This window comes from Microbacterium sp. K35, from assembly GCF_004794375.1.
In the GTDB taxonomy this organism is placed as follows: Bacteria; Actinomycetota; Actinomycetes; order Actinomycetales; family Microbacteriaceae; genus Microbacterium; species Microbacterium sufflavum.
In genome coordinates, this window is record NZ_SSDM01000135.1 from 1 (window position 1) to 17470 (window position 17470).

Genomic DNA, 17470 nt, shown 5'->3' on the forward strand with positions numbered 1-17470 from the left:
AGGCGGCTGCGCGCTTCGCGAGCGCACCCGCCTTCGCGCCCGCCGAACGCGCCGCCTCGTTCGTGGCGACGACCACGACCGGCCGGCCATTGACGATCGCGCCGAGGGCGACCACTGCCGCCTCCGACCCCAGCCGCTCACGGACGCCGTTCACCAGATCGCGCACGTCGTCCGCCGAGGCCACCTCACCGAGCGACTGTGCGGCCACCCGGAACGCGCCGATGCGGGACGCGGCCTCCGCGATCGCGGGGATCTGCCCCGCCCGCTCCTTGGCCTCGAACTGCGCGATGCGCTTCTCGGCGGCCTTGAGGCTCGCGGCGAGATCGGCGATCCGCTCCGGCAGCTGCTCGCGCGGAGTCTTGAGCGACGCCGTCAGCTGCGAGACCAGCGCGCGCTCGGCGGCCAGCTCGCGGAACGCGTCGGCACCGACGAGAGCCTCGATACGGCGGTTCGATGCCCCGACGGACGACTCGCCGACCACGCTGACCAGCCCGATCTCGGCGCTCGTCGACACGTGCGTGCCCGCGCAGAGCTCACGCGACCAGGGGCCGCCGATGTCGACCATGCGCACGACATCGCCGTACTTCTCGCCGAACAGAGCCATCGCCCCGGCCTCCTTGGCCTCGTCGAGCGTCACGATGCGCGTCGTCACCTCGAGGGCGTCCTGCACGGCGCGGTTCGTGATCTCCTCGATCTCCGAGCGCGTCTCTCCCGACAGCGCCTGCGACCACGCGAAGTCGAATCGCATATAGCCCGCACGGTTCAGCGAGCCCGACTGGGTCGCGGTCGGGCCCAGCGTGTCGCGCAGAGCGGCGTGCACCAGGTGGGTCGCCGAGTGCGCCTGCCGCGCCGCACGCCGGTTGGCCGCGTCGACGATGGTCGTGGCCGCGTCATCCACCGCCACGCTCCCCCGCGTCACCTCGACGGTGTGGCTGATCAGCCCGGGGACGGGGCGCTGCACATCGAGCACCTCGAGCTCGTAGCCGGGGCCCACGATCGTGCCCTTGTCGGCGACCTGGCCGCCGGACTCCGCATACAGCGTCGTCTCCGCCAGCACGACCTCGGCGATCTGTCCCTCCGCGGCGCTGCGCACGGAGGCACCGTCGACCAGGATGCCGAGCACCCGCGAGTCGACCTCGAGGGCCGTGTAGCCGTCGAAACCGGTCTCGCCGAGCGCCCGCAGGTCGCGGTAGACCGACACGTCGGCGAGCTGCCGCTTGCGGTTGCGCGCGTCGTCCTTGGCGCGCTGACGCTGCTCCTGCATGAGCGCGTCGAACGCGGCACGGTCGACGTCGAGCCCGGCCTCCTCGGCGACCTCGAGGGTGAGGTCGATCGGGAAGCCGTATGTGTCGTGCAGCAGGAAGGCCTCGGAGCCGCTCAGGGTCGTCCCGCCGCTCTTCTTCGTGTCGTCCACGGCGAGGTCGAGGATGGTCGAGCCCTGGGCGAGGGTGCGCCGGAAGGTCTCCTCCTCGGCGAAGGCGGCCGAGGACAGCACCGACCAGTCGCGCTCGAGCTCGGGGTAGGCCGACTTCATGGCGTCCCGCGACGCGGAGAAGAGCTCGGGGAAGGCCGGCTCGTCGACGCCCAGCAGACGCATCGCCCGCACGGTCCGCCGCATCAGGCGGCGCAGGATGTACCCGCGGCCCTCGTTCGACGGACGCACGCCGTCGGACAGCAGCATCAGCGAGGAGCGCACGTGATCGGCGATCACGCGGAAGCGCACATCGTCCTCGTGCACGGCTCCGTAGCGGCGTCCGGAGAGCTCGACGGCGCGGTCCAGCACGGGCCGCACCTGGTCGATCTCGTACATGTTCTCGACGCCCTGCTTGAGGAAGGCGACGCGCTCGAGACCCATGCCGGTGTCGATGTTCTTCATCGGCAGCTCGCCCACGATGTCGAACTCGGTCTTGCTCCGGATGTTCTCGAGGAAGTCCTGCATGAACACGAGGTTCCACAGCTCCATGAACCGGTTGTCGTCCGCCGCCGGACCGCCGTCCTTGCCGTAGGACGGGCCACGGTCGAAGAAGATCTCGGAGTCGGGTCCGCCGGGGCCGGGCTGCCCGGTGTTCCAGTAGTTGTCCGCGCGGCCGAGGCGCTGGATGCGCTCCGGCTTCAGCCCGATGATGTCGCGCCAGATGGCCTCCGCCTCATCGTCGGTCTCGTAGACCGTGACCCACAGGTCCTTCTCGTCGAAGCCCAGCCCGCCGTCGGATTCGGAGGTCGTGAGCAGCTCCCACGCGTAGCGGATCGCGCCCTCTTTGAAGTAGTCGCCGAACGACCAGTTGCCGAGCATCTGGAAGAACGTGCCGTGACGCGCCGTGCGTCCGACCTCCTCGATGTCGTTGGTGCGGATGCACTTCTGCACATCGGCGATGCGCGGATGCGGAGCGGGGACCACGCCCGTGAGGTACGGGATCATCGGGACCATGCCGGCGACCGTGAAGAGCAGCGACGGGTCGTCGCTGACGAGGGAGGCCGAGGGGACGATGAGGTGATCGTTCTTCTCGAAGTAGGAGAGATAGCGCTGCGCGATTTCCGCAGTGTTCATAGGTCCCGGTTGTCCTTGTGTGAGGGAGCGCGTCGATGCGCGGCTGCGGTGGTTCAGTTCTCGCCCGGCTCGGTGAGCCGCGCCTCCTGGGCGCGATACGCGTCGCCGAGCGCGGCGGTGAAGCCGTTGATGCGGGCGTCGACGTCGGCGAGGATGTCATGGCCGCGCGGGTCCTTGTTCATGAAGTGAGCCGCGACGAAGCCGCCGATCACGCCGATGAGGAACCACAGCACAGTCTTCATGTCGTCATCCTTGCCTGAGAGCCGCGAAGGCGCGGTCTCTCCATCGTAGGCGGAAACGACAGGAGGCGTCGGGAATCCCCGACGCCTCCTGCCTGATGCTCGATCGCTGGATCAGCGAGCCGCGTAGTACTCGACGACGAGCTGCACTTCACAGGTCACGGGGACCTCGGCGCGCTTCGGGCGACGGACCAGGCGGGCCTGGAGCTTGTCGAGCTCGACCTCGAGGTAGGCGGGAACGGGAGGAAGCACCTCGGCGTGACCGCCGGCTGCCGCCACCTGGAAGGGCTCGGTGCCCTCGCTCTTGGCCTTGACGTGGATGAGCTGACCCGGCTTCACGCGGAACGACGGGCGGTCGACGAGCTGGCCGTCGACGAGGATGTGACGGTGCACGACGAGCTGGCGAGCCTGAGCCGTGGTGCGGGCGAAACCCGACCGCAGCACGAGAGCGTCGAGACGCATCTCGAGGAGCTCGACCAGGTTCTCACCGGTCAGGCCGTCCTGACGACGAGCCTCGTTGAACGTGTTGCGCATCTGCTTCTCGCGGATGCCGTACTGCTCGCGCAGACGCTGCTTCTCGCGCAGACGGACGGCGTAGTCGCTATCGGCCTTACGCTTGGTACGGCCGTGCTCGCCCGGAGCGTAGGGACGCTTCTCGAGGTAGCGGGCGGCCTTCGGGGTGAGCGGGATGCCGAGGGCACGGCTGAGACGCACCTTGCGGCGGTCCTGGGACTTCGTGGTCACGAAGTGTTCCTTCCGATGACGTGGACGTGGATTTCACGTCCGACGGACGTATCGTCCGCGCTCTGCCTCGGAGCGCACGCCGGGGCGCCGTCGAGGTGTGGTGTGAACGCGGAGATGCCCGAAAACTCGGTTTCGAGCCGCTCAAGTCTAACAGACGGCGCCGCGCCGACCGACCGGACTGTCAGCGGTCGCCGAGGATGCGTCGGATGCGCTCCAGCCGCGCACCGATGTCGCGTTCCGCACCGAGGTTCTTCGGCTCGTAGTAGTGACGTCCGTCCAACTCGTCCGGCAGGTACTGCTGCGGCACGATCCCGTATTCGCTGTCGTGCGAGTAGATGTAACCGCGGCCGTGGCCGAGCCTCTTCGCCCCCGGGTAGTGGGCGTCGCGGAGGTGGAGCGGCACCCGGCCGAAGCCGCCCGCGCGGATGTCGGCGATCGCGGCGTCGATGCCGACGTACGCGGCATTGGACTTCGCCGTCGTGGCGAGGTACACCGTGGCCTCGGCGAGCGGGATGCGCCCCTCCGGCATGCCGATGAAGGCGACGGCGTCCGCAGCAGCGACTGCGATGCCGAGCGCCTGGGGATCGGCGAGACCCACGTCCTCCGACGCCGAGATCACCAGGCGCCGAGCGATGAAACGCGGGTCCTCCCCCGCCTCGATCATGCGCGCCAGGTAGTGGAGTGCGGCGTCGGGATCGGACCCGCGGATCGACTTGATGAACGCGCTGATCACGTCGTAGTGCTCGTCGCCCTGACGGTCGTAGCGGAGCAGCGCTTTGTCCACCGCCTGCGCCACATCGTCCGCCGTCACCGCGGGGACGCCGTCCGATGCGGTGTCGCCGTCCTCGACCGCGGCGGCATGGGACAGCGCGACCGCGGCCGCGGCCTCGAGCCCCGTGAGCGCGCGCCGCGCATCACCCGACGCCAGTCGCACGAGAGCCGTGCGCGCCTCGTCGTCGAGCACCACGGCACCCTTGAGCCCGCGCGCATCCGTCACGGCGCGGTCGACGAGCAGACCGATGTCGTCGTCCGTCAGCGGCTGCAGCGTGAGCAGCAGCGACCGCGACAGCAGCGGGGAGATCACGGAGAACGACGGATTCTCGGTGGTCGCCGCGATCAGGATGACCCAGCCGTTCTCCACTCCGGGCAGCAGCGCATCCTGCTGCGCCTTCGTGAAGCGGTGGATCTCGTCGAGGAAGAGGATGGTCGTCTGGCCGTACAGGTCACGCTGCGTGATCGCCTCCTGCATCACCTCGCGCACGTCCTTCACCCCGGCCGTGATCGCCGACAGTTCGACGAACCGTCGACCGGAGGAGCGCGCGATGGCCTGCGCCAGCGTGGTCTTCCCCGTGCCGGGAGGCCCCCACAGGATGATCGACACGGCCCCGGGCGCTGCCGCCTCGGGATCGGCGAGAGCCACGATCGGGGATCCCGCCCGCAGCAGGTGACGCTGTCCCGCGACCTCATCGAGCGAGACCGGGCGCATGCGCACGGCGAGAGGCGTCTGCCCGGAGAGCAGCGCGGCAGGAGAAGTCACCCCTCCAGGCTAACGGCGGGCGCCGACACCGTGGCGACGGAACCCGCCCGTGGGCGACGGTAGGCTCTCAGGCGACGCCGCGGACGGGCGTCGGGATGGAGATATCGGGCATGGCGGCACGCGGTTCCAAGAAGGCACAGTCGCGCACCGGGGCGGAGCGCGCACGACTGCATGCCGCGCGCACGCGCTGGCACGAGGACCAGATCCGCCGCCGTCGCCGCGACAACACCGTCGCGGTGATCGTCGGCGGTCTCGTCGTCGTCGCCGCGATCGGGAGCCAGGTCGTGCACGCGCAGGTGACCGCCCCCGAACCGACGCCGAGTCCCACGATCTCCCCCTCCGACTCCCCGGTGCCGTCCGAGTCCCCCCTTCCCTCCGACTCTCCCGTTCCCTCCCCGTCGCCCGTTCCGACGGACACACCGGCGGGCTGACCCCGCGGCGCCGGCTCAGCGATCGGCGACAGCGAGACGGTAGCCGCGCTTCACCACCGTCTGCACCAGCTCCGCGTCGCCCAGAGCCTCGCGCAACCGTGCGACCGCCACCTCCACGGCCCGTGCACTGCGTCGTCGTCCGGCGAGCATCCGCCCGAGCTCCTCCCGGGAGAGCACCCGCCCCTCCGCGAGGAACAGTGCCTCCAGGACTTCTGCGGCGCCCGCCGAGAGCGGGAGGAAGCGCTCATCGAGCAGCACCCCGCCGCTGCGCACGACGAGCTCTCCGGCGTCCGTCCGCTGCATCGGCGCCTGCTCCGAGAAGAACCCGACGACGGCGCGTGCGAGGTCGTCCGGGAGCGCCCCGTCGACCGTCGTGGCGGGGATGTCCGCATCGGCGAGTGACCGGGCCGCCTCCGCACCCGAGGCGACGAGCAGCAGACGCGACGCCCGCGCCCTGGCTCGGATCGCGTCCCCCAGACCGAGGCGCTCGACGGTGCCCCACCAGGAACGCGCGCCCTCGACCGAGAAGAGCAGCACGCCGTCGATGCGCCCGGTCGCGACGCGGTGCACCGACCGTCGAACACCGGCCGGCACGGAATGATCCGCGCGTACCGACGGCACGCGGACGACCTCGGCTCCCGCCGCGGCGAGAAGCGCACCGACGTCGACCGGTGTCGGCGACGCCACCGCTCCGTGCGCAGTACCCGCCGACGGGTCATCGGCGATCGCTATCCGGCACCCGGTCAGCGGCCGGCCCACGCTCGTCGAAATGCTCATGCCGGACTCTCCTCGCGTCGCCGCGTGACGGATCCCGTTGTCCGCGCCTCGACGAAACGTCCACCCCCGTCGCGCGTCGCAGCCTCCAGTCCGGCGGCACGCAACCTGCCCAGCACGGCGGGGACTTCTGCGGCGGATGCGCCACGCAGCTCCAGCACTCCGCCATCGGAGGGCCGCACCCGCAGCCCGTGCTCGTCCGCCAGCCGTCCGATGAGGACGAGCTGGGCGCCGGACAGCTCGCCCGCGACAGCGAGGGTCATGCCGAGCACGGTCTCCCTGGAACGGGGTCGTCCGACCGGGCCCCGCTCGGGGACACCCCGTCGCCCTGAGCCGATCGCAACCGCTCCGGCGCGCGCGATGAGGCGCCGCGCGACCGCCCGTGCGCAGAACGCGCACTCCGCGCTTTCGGGGAACTCCGCGAGGCCGCTCAGGCCGTGCTCTCGTCGCTCCGTCACCCCCGTGACCGGGGATGGCCCCGTGAGCAACGCATGACCGCAGGTCACAGCGCTCTCGTGCTCGCGAAGCAGCTCGGACACCGCCCGCGCCCTGGCGCCGTCATCCGCGGCCGCGCGGAGGGCCGCGAGCCTGTCCTCGTCGCCGAGCACCGTCGCACCGAGCAGGACTCGTCCGTCCCCGGAGAGGAGGAGGTCGCCCGCGATCCGTCCCGGCGCGTCCGCCAGGGGGACGACGACTCCGACGGTTTCGCCGTCCGGCGACGACCGGAGATCCGTGAACTCGACGCCTCCCGCACGCACGATCGTCGTCAGCCACCGGGTCCGTGTCGTCGCCACGGCCTCCCGCATCCTGTCCGCCACGCGCCCGCCACCGCCCGGTGCCCGCGGGCCCGGCTCGTCGTCCGCCGCGACAGCGACGCTCCCCACAGCCAGGATGTGCGGATCACTCGTGCGACCGTCGGCGTCGACGAGCACGCCGCCGCCCGGCACCACGGTGAGCCCCGCGTTCCGCGCGAGCTCGTCACGCGGGCGCACCGCGGGCGCGAACACGACCGCATCCGTCCGGGCGAAGGAACCGTCGTGGAATTCGATGCTCGCGACCGCGCCGGACTCGTCCGCATCGATGCGGGTGACGCGCGTCGACCTCCGCACCGCGATCCCGCGCTCCCGCAGGAGTGCGTCGACTGCCGCCGAGGCGCGACGACCCGGATCCGCGTGGTCCCCTCGTTCGTGCACGACCGCGACCTCGACTCCGCTCTCCGCGAGCGCGAGCGCGGCGGCGAACCCGCCCGGCCCGTCACCGACGACCGTCGCGCGTGGACGCCGCCACTGCTCGCCGCGCGGCGCGTGCACATGGGCCCGCAGCGCCGACGCATCCGCGGCGGACTGGAACGTGAAGCACCCGGGCAGTCCGGCCCCGTCGAGCGTCGGACGAACCGGGTGCCGCCCGGTCGCGAGGACGAGCACGTCGTACATGTACACGCGCCCGGAGCGGGTGCGGACGCGGCGGAGCTTCCGGTCGATCTTCCGCACCCGATCATCCCGGATCAGGCGCACGCGGTCGTCGCGGAACACCCCTCGGTCGAGGTCCAGGTCAGCGGGGTCGTCCCCCCGGACGAGTCGGTACAACCGGGTGCGGTCGTACGGCAGGCGCCCCTCGTCGCCGATCACCGTGACCCGAATGTCGTCGCAGGGATCGCCCAGGAGGTGCGCCACGAACGCGTGCGCCGCGGGCCCCGCGCCGACGATCAGGACCTCCGTCCTCCGGGATGCGCTGTCGTCCATGGACCTCCTGTCGACCTGCGGACCGTCGTGGGACGACGATAGGAGCGCCGTGTTACCCGGAGATGACGTCGCGTGTTTCGCGCGTCGAACGTTCTCCTCACAAATCGATAACGCGCCTTCGGCCTCACCCCGCAGCGCGGGTCGTACTAGGCTGAGCCTCGTCCTTTCCGCCTCCCGCGGCCCGACCGCGCAAGGAGAATCACCGTGTCTGCCACCGAGCCCTCGAAGCCGACCCCGCCCATCCCCGCACCGCCCGCCGTGCCCATGCCCCGGAAGGCCCCGACGCCCGCCGCGGTCGCGCCCGCCGCACCGGCGACGCCCGCGCCCTCCGCCTCGGCGCTCGAATGGGGTCGCGTCTCCGACGATGGCACGGTCGAGGTCCGCGAGGGCGAGTCGTGGCGGGGGGTCGGCCAGTACCCCGACGGCACCCCGGAAGAGGCCCTCGCCTACTTCGTGCGCAAGTACGACGACATCGCCTTCAAGGTGCACGCGCTCGAGCAGCGCCATCAGGCTGGCGGCGCCTCGGCGAGCGACCTCGCGAAGCAGGCCTCGCACCTCATCGCCGAGGCGACGGATGCCGCAGCGGTCGGCGACCTCGCGGGACTGCGCGACCGGCTGAACGCCCTGACCGCCTCGCTCTCGGAGGCGACGGAGCAGGAGGCTCAGCAGGCCAGGGCGCTCGTGGAGCAGGCGGTCGCGGAGCGCACGGCCCTGGTGGAGCGCGCCGAGGCCATCGCCGCCCGCGACCTCAGCAAGGTGCAGTGGAAGCAGGTCACGGCCGAGCTCAACGAGCTGTTCGAGTCGTGGCAGGCACAGCAGCAGAACGGTCCGCGCCTGTCGAAGAGCGTGTCGCAGCAGCTCTGGAAGCGGTTCCGTGACGCCCGCTCGGTGGTCGACAAGCACCGGCGCGCCTTCTACTCCGAGCTCGACGAGACGCACAAGGCCGCACGCGACGCCAAGTCGCGGCTGGTCGAGCGCGCCGAGGCTCTCGCTCCCCGCGGCGTCGACGGCATCCCCGCGTACCGCACCCTGCTCGACGAGTGGAAGGCCGCCGGCCGTGCCGGGCGCAAGGCCGACGACGCGCTCTGGGCGCGGTTCAAGGCGGCCGGCGATGCGCTGTACGCCGCGCGGGCTGAGCAGGCCGCCGCGGAAGAGGCAGACTCCGCGCCCCGGATCGAGGCACGGCAGGCTCTTCTGGAGCAGGCGAAGGCCGTGGCCGACGAGTCGAACATCAAGCGTGCGCGGGCACTGCTCACCCGCATCCAGCGCGAGTGGGACGAGGTCGGCCGCATCTTCCCGCGCGAGAAGGAGCGCGCTCTCGACGACAAGCTCCGGGTGATCGAGCAGGCGCTCAAGGCCCGCGAGGACGTCGACTGGAAGAAGAACAACCCCGAGACCAAGGCGCGCGCGAACGACATGAGCTCGCAGCTGCACGAGGCCATCGAGAAGCTCGAGGCCGAGCTGGCGGCCGCGGAGAAGTCTGGCGACACCAAGGCCGCCAAGGCCGCGGCTGACGCGCTCGAAGCCCGCCGCGCCTGGCTCAACGCCCTGGGCGGCTGACGCTTTCCACAACCCGCGACGACCGCCACAGGAGCGGGATGCGCTGCGCCACACTGGCGTGATGCATCCCGCTCTTCTGTATCTGCCCGGCGCGCGGCTGAGTCTGCCGGAGCTCGCCGCCGCTCGACTCGACGGCCACGTCGTCGACCTCGGCGAGGCGTACATCCCGGCCGACCTCATCGAGGGTGCGGACGTGCGTGCCGCGTCGATCGGGCCTCTCGTGCAGGACGGCGCCGCGGCCTGCGGCCCGACCGCCGCATGGATCCACGGCGCCGGAGACGCACCGCCGCCCGTGCATCACGTGAAGCGGTGCGTCGAGCGTCGCGTGCGCCCGCGTACGAGTGCCCGCCTGGTCTTCCACGACACCGTGCTCGCCGCCGCGGACGTCGTCGTGATCGGTGGTGTCGCCGTGTCGACGCCCGCGCGGACGATGGTCGACCTGGCGACGAGCCTGCATCGCGACCCCCGCGTGCTTCCCTGGATGGATGCCCTCGCCGTCGCCTGCCCGGCGGTGACCGCACAAGCCCTCGTCGAGCTGCGCGGGACCAGCCGTGTGCCGGGGAGCCGCGTCGGCATCGCCGCCCTCGAGCGGGTCGCGCTCAGGACGAGGTGACGCGGTAGACGTCGTACACCGCGTCGATGCGCCGCACGGCGTTCAGCACGCGGTCCAGGTGCACGGCGTCGCCCATCTCGAACACGAAGCGGCTCAGCGCCAGGCGCTCATCGGTCGTGCTGACCGTGGCGGACAGGATGTTGACGTGGTGCTCGCTCAGCACTCGAGTGACATCCGACAGGAGCCCGGACCGGTCGAGCGCCTCGACCTGGATCTGCACGCGGAAGACGCTCTTGGTGGTCGGTGCCCAGGAGACCTCGACGAAGCGGTCCTGCTCGCCGCTCAGCGCCTTGACGTTGACGCAGTCGGCTCGGTGGACCGAGACGCCGCTCCCCCGCGTGACGAAGCCCACGATCGGGTCGCCCGGCACGGGGGTGCAGCACTTGGCGAGCTTGACGAGGATGTCGTTCGCACCGCGCACGAGCACCCCGGAGTCGCCGCCGCGCGGCTCCCTGGTCTGCACGCTGCCCGGCAGATCGATCGCCCCGGTCGTCGTGTCGTTCGCCGCCACCAGGGCGGTGACCTTCTCGAGCACTGACTGCGTGGACACGTGTCCCTCGCCGACAGCCGCGTAGAGCCCGGACACGTCTTCGTAGTGCAGCTGATGCGCGACCTCGGTGAACGAGTCCTGGTTCATCAGGCGCTGCAGCGGCAGGTTCTGTCGGCGCATCGCCCGGGCGATCGCCTCCTTGCCCTGCTCGATCGCCTCCTCGCGACGCTCCTTCGTGAACCAGCCGCGGATCTTGTTCCGCGCCCGCGTGCTCTTGACGAAGCCGAGCCAGTCCTGGCTGGGGCCGGCGTCGGGGTTCTTCGACGTGAACACCTCGACGACGTCGCCGCTCTTGAGCTCCGACTCGAGCGGCACGAGGCGGCCGTTGACCTTGGCGCCCATCGTGCGATGGCCGATCTCGGTGTGCACGGCGTAGGCGAAGTCGACGGGCGTCGCGCCGGCGGGAAGGCCGATGACCCGTCCCTTCGGCGTGAAGACGTAGACCTCCTTGGCTCCGATCTCGAAGCGCAGCGAGTCGAGGAACTCGCCGGGGTCCGCGGTCTCGGCCTGCCAGTCGGAGATGTGCGCGAGCCACGCCATGTCGGTGTCGGAGGCGCGGACCTCGGCCTTGCCGCCGCCGTTCATCCGCTCCTTGTACATCCAGTGCGCCGCGACGCCGTACTCCGCCTGCTGGTGCATCTCGTGCGTGCGGATCTGGATCTCCACCGTGCGACCGGCCGGGCCGATCACGGTCGTGTGCAGGGACTGATAGAGGTTGAACTTCGGGGTGGCGATGTAGTCCTTGAAGCGGCCGGGCAACGGCGTCCAGCGCGCGTGGATCGCGCCGAGCACGGCGTAGCAGTCGCGCACGGACGACACCAGCACGCGGATGCCGATGAGGTCGTAGATGTCGTCGAACTCGCGCCCCCGGATCACCATCTTCTGGTACACGGAGTAGAGCTGCTTCGGCCGGCCGACGACCTTGCCACGGATCCGCAGATCCCGCAGGTCCTCGTCGATCTCCTCGATCACCTGGCCGAGGTACTTCTCCCGCTGCGGTGTGCGCTGGGCGATCAGGCTGTGGATCTCGTTGTAGATCTTCGGGTGCAGCACCGCGAACGAGAGGTCTTCCAGCTCCGACTTGATGGCCTGGATACCGAGGCGGTTGGCCAGAGGCGCATAGATCTCCAGCGTCTCCTTCGCCTTCTTCGCCGCCTTCTCGGGGGGTACGAAGCCCCACGTGCGGGCGTTGTGCAGGCGGTCGGCGAGCTTGATCAGCAGCACGCGGATGTCCTTCGACATCGCCACGATCATCTTGCGGACCGTCTCCGCCTGCGCACTCTCGCCGTACTTGACCTTGTCGAGCTTGGTGACGCCGTCGACCAGCATCGCGACCTCGTCGCCGAATTCAGCGGTCAGGTCGGTCAGCGCGTAGCCGGTGTCCTCGACGGTGTCGTGCAGGAGGGCCGCGGCGATCGCGCGCGGGCCCAGGCCGAGCTCGGCGAGGATCTGCGCGACCGCCAGCGGGTGCGTGATGTACGGCTCGCCGCTCTGCCGCTTCTGCCCCTCGTGCTTCTCCTTCGCGACCGCGTAGGCCCGGGAGATGACGGAGAAGTCGCCCTTGGGATGATTCGCCCTGACCGTGCGGATCAGGTTGTCGAGATCGTTGATGCGGGACGCGCGAGAGAAGATGCGGGGCACGAGCCGTCGCAGACTCGAACCCTGCGACGCCGTCTGCGGCTCCGCCATCCACTCACCTCCGAATCAGACAATCCTACGCGTGCTGAGAGGGGGCGAGCCCCGCGCAGCGGGGGCGTCAGGCCTCGACGGCCGCCTTCTCGCGCGCCGCACGGATGCGGGCGTCGCGCTCCTTGATCTGCGGCTCGTTCTCGCGGAACAGCGAGTAGAGGGGTGCCGCGACGAACAGCGTCGAGTAGGTCGCCACGAGGATGCCGACGAAGATCGAGAGCGAGATGTCGGTCAGCGTCTCCGCACCCAGCCAGAACGCACCGATGAACAGGATCGCGCCCACCGGGAGCGCCGCCACGACCGAGGTGTTGATCGATCGGATCAGCGTCTGGTTCACCGCGAGGTTGACCGACTCGCCGAACAGGCGCGCGGTCTTCTCCCCGTCCTCCGTCGTGTTCTCCCGGATCTTGTCGAACACCACGGTGGTGTCGTAGAGCGAGTACGCCAGGATCGTGAGGAACCCGATCACCGCCGCCGGGGAGATCTCGAAACCGGCCAGGGCGTACACGCCCACCGTGATCACGAGCACGTCGAGCAGCCCGATGATCGCTGCGGCCGACATCTTCCAGGTGCGGAAGTAGATCGCCAGGATCAGGAAGGTCAGCGCGAGGAAGATCGCCAGCCCCCACAGGGACTGCCGCGTCACGCTCTCACCCCACGCGGGACCGATGAACGAGGAGGTCACCGCGTCGGGCTCCACCTCGTACGCGTCGGCGAGAGCGCCGGCGACCTGCTGCGTCTCCGCCGCCGTCATCTGGTCGGTCTGGACTCGGATGTCCTGGTCGTTCACGATGACGACCTTGGTCGCGGCGCCGGGCACCACGGACTGCACGGCCTCGCTCGCGGTGTCCTGATTCAGCGTGGCCGGGGCGTTCACCGTGAACTGCGACCCGCCCGTGAACTCGATCGAGAACTGGATGGGACGGAACAGCGGCACGAGCGCGGACCCCACGACCAGCGCGATCGCGATGATGAACCACAGCCGACGGCGTCCGACGAACGGGAAGGAGGTCTTTCCCGTGTAGAGGTTGTTACCGAACTCGTTCATGGAAGCCATCAGGCGTCTCCCTCGCTTCCGCCCTTGGTCTGTTTCTCCGCGGCGAGGGCCTCGGCACGCTTGCGCTCTGCGATGGTCTGACGGCGGTCCGCCTCACCGCGTGAGCGGGCGTTCTTCGCGCCGCGACCTGCCGATGCCGTCGCCACCTCTCGGTACTGCGACCGGCTCCGGTACACGGCGCCGAGTGCCGCCGGGTCGAGTCCGGAGAGCTTGTGGCCCCCGCCGAAGAAGCGCGTCCGCGCGAGGAGCTGCATCACCGGATGGGTGAAGATGACGAAGATCATCACGTCGATGACGGTCGTCAGGCCGAGCGTGAACGCGAAGCCCTTCACCGTGGAGTCCGCGAGGATGTAGAGCACGACGGCCGCGAGGATGTTGATCGACTTCGAGATGTAGATCGTGCGCTTCGCGCGACCCCACCCGTCCTCGACCGCCGCCGTGATCGACTTGCCGTCGCGCAACTCGTCTCGGATCCGCTCGAAGTAGACAATGAACGAGTCGGCCGTGAAACCGATCGACACGATCAGACCCGCGACGCCCGCGAGCGACAGGCGGAACCCGATGCGCCACGCGAGGATGCAGATCACGATGTACGTCAGCACCGCCATCACCGCGATCGACGCGATGATCACCGTCCCGAGAGCGCGGTACGACAGCAAGGAGTAGACCGCGACCAGCGCCAGACCGATCAGACCAGCGATGAGCCCGATCTGGAGCTGCTGGGTGCCGAGAGTCGCGGAGATCGTGTCGGAGCTCTGCACCTCGAAGCTCAACGGCAGCGCACCGAACTTGAGCTGATCCGCGAGCGTCGTCGCGCTCTCCTGAGTGAAGCTGCCGGAGATGCTGGGACGGCCGTCGAGGATCACGCCGTTCATCCGCGGCGCACTGATCACGTCGCCGTCGAGCACGAACGCGAACTGGTCGCGCGGCGACAGACCGTCGATGCGGTTCTGGTTGAGGCGCGTGCTGACCTTGCCGAACGCGTCTGCGCCATCGCCGTTCATCGTGAGCTGCACGATCCAGGCGCCGCTCTTGGGGTCGCGGCCTGCCGACGCGTCGGTGATCGCGCGTCCGTCGAGCTCCATCGGGCCGAGGAGGAACTTCTGGGTGTCGTCCGGGGAGCAGGCGATGACCGGCTCGTCCTTCGGCGCACGCGACGGATCGTTGTCGGGGTTGGCGCAGTCGTACGCCTGGAACTCCGCGGCCAGCTTCTCGGTCACCCACGACAGATCGCTCGCGTCGGTCGGCTCCGCCGTCGGAGTGGCGTTCAGGCCGGGGTCGGGGCTCGGGAACGGCGTGGAGTTGCCGTCGTCGCCCACGAACGCGGTGCTCGCGGCCGTCGTGTACAGGACCGGACGGAACTCGAGCTGTGCGCTGGACTGGATGCGCTCCCTGGTCTGCTCGTCGGCCTCACCCGGGATCTGGACGACGATGTTGCGGCCGCCCTCCGTGGTGATGTCGGCCTCGGCGACACCCGAGGCATCCACGCGCTGGCGGATGATCGCCGCGGCCTGGTCGAGCTGCTCCTGCGACGGCGCTGCGCCGTCCTCGGTCTCGGCACTGAGGATGATCTGCGTGCCGCCCTGCAGGTCGAGCGCCAGTTCCGGCGCCCACGAACTCTGCTTGAAGACGTACACACCCAGCGCGTTGATGCCGAAGAGCACGCCCGTCACGAGGAGCAGGCCGAGGAGGACCCGCCAGGCGTGACGGACAGGTGAAGATGAAGCCACGTGTGTTCAGCTTTCTGGGAGGACGATGATCCGAGCGACCACGAGGGCCGCTGTCTTACTTGTCGTCGGCGTCCCGCTCGAGACGGGCGCGGGTCTCCTCCGGCGTCTCCGCCGTGGGGGCGGCGGGCTCGTCGACGATGTGGTCATCCACGCCGTCGACGGGCGCCTCCACGATAGCGTCCTTCGGCTCGACGATGCGCAGGATCGCCTGGCTGTGCACCTCGATGACGGTGCCCGGAGCGATCTCCACGAGGGCCGGCGCGTCCAGGTCGTCCGGGTCGAACGCCACGATGGTGCCGTAAATGCCGCCCTGCAGGAGGACCTTCGCGCCGGGAACCGTCTTGGTGGCCTTCTCCTCCTGCTCGGCCTTCATCTGCCTCGTCCGCTTGCGCGTGTTGAAGATCATGAAGATCAGGAGCACGGCCAGAAGGCCGAAGAGCACGAATTCCATGGGCATGGGGAAGCGCCTTTCTCAGGTGCACGCACCAGCCATTGGGCGCACAGAGGTATCGGGGGAAGCCTTCAGCGATTATAGGTCATCCAGCGTGAGCATCCCGTCGGGGTGCGCCACCCCGAGGTGCGCATACGCCTCGGGTGTCGCGACCCGTCCGCGCGGCGTGCGCCCCAGGAATCCGATGCGGACGAGGTACGGCTCGACCACGCTCTCCACGGTCTCGGCCTCCTCGCCCACCGCGACCGCGAGGGTGCTGAGACCCACCGGTCCCCCGCGGAAACGCCGGACGAGCGCGTCGAGCACCGCGCGGTCCAGCCGGTCGAGACCGATCGCGTCGACGTCATAGAGCTCCAGCGCCGCCCGCACGTCGTGCAGCGTCGCCGCACCGTCGCCGTGCACCAGCGCGTAGTCGCGCACGCGGCGCAGCAGGCGGTTGGCGATTCGGGGGGTTCCTCGAGATCGGCGCGCGATCTCGGAGAGGGCGTCGGTCGGGAGCCCGACCCCCAGCACCGACGCGGAACGCGCGATGACCTGCTCGAGCTCGCCCTCCTCGTAGAACTCGAGGTGGCCGGTGAACCCGAAGCGGTCGCGGAGCGGATTGGGCAGCAGGCCCGAGCGCGTCGTCGCCCCGACCAGGGTGAACGGCGACAGCTCCAGGGGGATGCTCGTGGCGCCCGCACCCTTGCCCACCATGATGTCGATGCGGTAGTCCTCCATCGCGAGGTAGAGCATCTCCTCCGCGGAGCGGGCCATGCGATGGATCTCGTCGATGAACAGCACCTCGCCCGGCATCAGGCTCGACAGCAGAGCCGCGAGATCTCCCGCGTGCTGGATCGCGGGGCCGCTGGACATACGGAGCGGACGCTCGCTCTCGTGGGCGACGATCATCGCGAGCGTGGTCTTGCCGAGTCCCGGAGGACCCGCGAGCAGGATGTGATCGGCGGGTCGGGACTGCAGGCGCGCGGCCTCGAGCAGCAACTGGAGTTGGCCGCGCACCTTCTGCTGGCCCACGAAGTCGCCGAGGCTGGAGGGGCGCAGCGCGCCCTCGATCGCGAGCTCCGACTCGTCGGTGGGCTCGGTCGGGTCGAGCGGGTCAGACACGCGCCGATCCTCCCTGCGCCGGGCCGAGCAGGGCGAGCGTGCGCCGCAGCAGCGACGCGACCGACGCCCGCTCGGCTTCGGTCGCCGCGGCAGCGGTCTCGGTCGCCGCCTCGGCGGCCACCTTCTCCGACCACCCGAGACCCACGAGCGCGGCGGCGACCTGCGACACGATGTCACTCCCCCCCGAGGCCTGCGTCGCGGCCGGGGCGGCAACGGCGTGCACCTTCCCCGCGAGCTGCACCACGATGAGCTTGGCCGTCTTGGGCCCGATGCCGGACACACGCCGGAACGGGGCGTCGTCCTCGGCGGTGACGGCCTCGGCGATCTGGTCCGTCGTCAGATGCGACAGCACGCCCAGCGCCGACTTCGGCCCCACGCCCGTCACGCTGAGCAGCAGCGTGAAGATCTCCAGCTCCGCCCGATCGGCGAAGCCGAAGAGCGAGAGGGCGTCCTCGCGCACGATCAGGCTCGTGTGCAGGCGCAGCTTCTCCCCCACCGTCGCCGTGTGCGCGACATCGGCGGGGACAGCGACCGCGAAGCCCACGCCACCCACGTCGATGACGACCTGGTCCGGCGTCGTGTGCAGCACGGTGCCGTGCAGAGAGGAGATCATCCTCCCAGCCTAGGAGGTCGCTCGCACATATGTTCGAGCGACACGCTCCGCGTCCGCCCAGGCCCGCTGCGCGGGGGTCAGTCCGCCC

At 70.2% G+C, this 17470-nt stretch carries 15 protein-coding genes; 3 read left to right on the plus strand and 12 right to left on the minus strand.

Annotated features, from left to right (window positions below):
* From alaS to DW299_RS04380, 4 genes are all read right to left on the minus strand, one after another.
* The coding region (gene alaS, locus DW299_RS04365) for an alanine--tRNA ligase (protein WP_136035847.1) at nt 1-2548 on the minus strand (2548 nt) is incomplete at its 3' end.
* Between the two features lie 53 nt (nt 2549-2601).
* On the minus strand, nt 2602-2790 hold the full coding sequence (locus DW299_RS04370) for a hypothetical protein (RefSeq protein ID WP_136033658.1): 189 nt from the start codon (nt 2788-2790) through the stop codon (nt 2602-2604).
* 111 nt (nt 2791-2901) lie between these two features.
* The gene (gene rpsD, locus DW299_RS04375; RefSeq protein WP_136035848.1) at nt 2902-3531 is read right to left on the minus strand and encodes a 30S ribosomal protein S4; all 630 of its coding nucleotides are present in this window, start codon (nt 3529-3531) and stop codon (nt 2902-2904) included.
* 181 nt (nt 3532-3712) lie between these two features.
* Nucleotides 3713-5068, minus strand: a complete 1356-nt coding sequence (locus DW299_RS04380; protein WP_136035849.1) for a replication-associated recombination protein A — start codon at nt 5066-5068, stop codon at nt 3713-3715.
* Between the two features lie 110 nt (nt 5069-5178).
* Between DW299_RS04380 and DW299_RS04385 the strand changes: the two genes are divergently transcribed.
* Nucleotides 5179-5499, plus strand: a complete 321-nt coding sequence (locus tag DW299_RS04385) for a hypothetical protein (protein WP_240745316.1) — start codon at nt 5179-5181, stop codon at nt 5497-5499.
* Between the two features lie 15 nt (nt 5500-5514).
* Here DW299_RS04385 and DW299_RS04390 read toward each other — a convergent pair whose 3' ends face one another.
* Nucleotides 5515-6276, minus strand: coding sequence for a winged helix-turn-helix domain-containing protein (locus tag DW299_RS04390; protein WP_136033650.1), 762 nt, complete (start codon nt 6274-6276; stop codon nt 5515-5517).
* The gene (locus DW299_RS04395; RefSeq protein WP_136035851.1) at nt 6273-8015 is read right to left on the minus strand and encodes an NAD(P)/FAD-dependent oxidoreductase; all 1743 of its coding nucleotides are present in this window, start codon (nt 8013-8015) and stop codon (nt 6273-6275) included. The genes DW299_RS04390 and DW299_RS04395 overlap by 4 nt, the downstream gene beginning before the upstream one ends.
* A 204-nt stretch (nt 8016-8219) precedes the next feature.
* Here DW299_RS04395 and DW299_RS04400 point away from each other — a divergent pair, with 204 nt between their 5' ends.
* Nucleotides 8220-9575, plus strand: coding sequence for a DUF349 domain-containing protein (locus tag DW299_RS04400; RefSeq protein WP_205814324.1), 1356 nt, complete (start codon nt 8220-8222; stop codon nt 9573-9575).
* A gap of 61 nt (nt 9576-9636) precedes the next feature.
* Entirely contained in the window at nt 9637-10188 is a 552-nt protein-coding gene (locus DW299_RS04405) for a type IV toxin-antitoxin system AbiEi family antitoxin (RefSeq protein WP_136033647.1), read from the plus strand.
* Here DW299_RS04405 and DW299_RS04410 read toward each other — a convergent pair.
* From DW299_RS04410 to ruvA, 6 genes are all read right to left on the minus strand, one after another.
* Nucleotides 10175-12427 (minus strand): RelA/SpoT family protein, encoded by a 2253-nt coding sequence (locus DW299_RS04410; RefSeq protein WP_136033645.1) that lies wholly within the window; start codon nt 12425-12427, stop codon nt 10175-10177. The genes DW299_RS04405 and DW299_RS04410 overlap by 14 nt on opposite strands.
* Nucleotides 12428-12494: 67 nt before the next feature.
* Nucleotides 12495-13484, minus strand: coding sequence for a protein translocase subunit SecF (secF, locus tag DW299_RS04415; RefSeq protein ID WP_136033643.1), 990 nt, complete (start codon nt 13482-13484; stop codon nt 12495-12497).
* Nucleotides 13484-15214, minus strand: a complete 1731-nt coding sequence (secD, locus tag DW299_RS04420; protein WP_136035852.1) for a protein translocase subunit SecD — start codon at nt 15212-15214, stop codon at nt 13484-13486. Before secD ends, secF begins: the two co-directional genes overlap by 1 nt.
* Nucleotides 15215-15269: 55 nt before the next feature.
* The gene (locus DW299_RS04425; protein WP_136035854.1) at nt 15270-15665 is read right to left on the minus strand and encodes a preprotein translocase subunit YajC; all 396 of its coding nucleotides are present in this window, start codon (nt 15663-15665) and stop codon (nt 15270-15272) included.
* Nucleotides 15666-15743: 78 nt separating this feature from the next.
* Complete coding sequence (ruvB, locus tag DW299_RS04430; protein WP_136033639.1) at nt 15744-16769, minus strand: Holliday junction branch migration DNA helicase RuvB; 1026 nt, start codon at nt 16767-16769, stop codon at nt 15744-15746.
* On the minus strand, nt 16762-17382 hold the full coding sequence (gene ruvA, locus DW299_RS04435; RefSeq protein WP_136033636.1) for a Holliday junction branch migration protein RuvA: 621 nt from the start codon (nt 17380-17382) through the stop codon (nt 16762-16764). The genes ruvB and ruvA overlap by 8 nt, the downstream gene beginning before the upstream one ends.
* Nucleotides 17383-17470 lie beyond the last annotated feature (88 nt).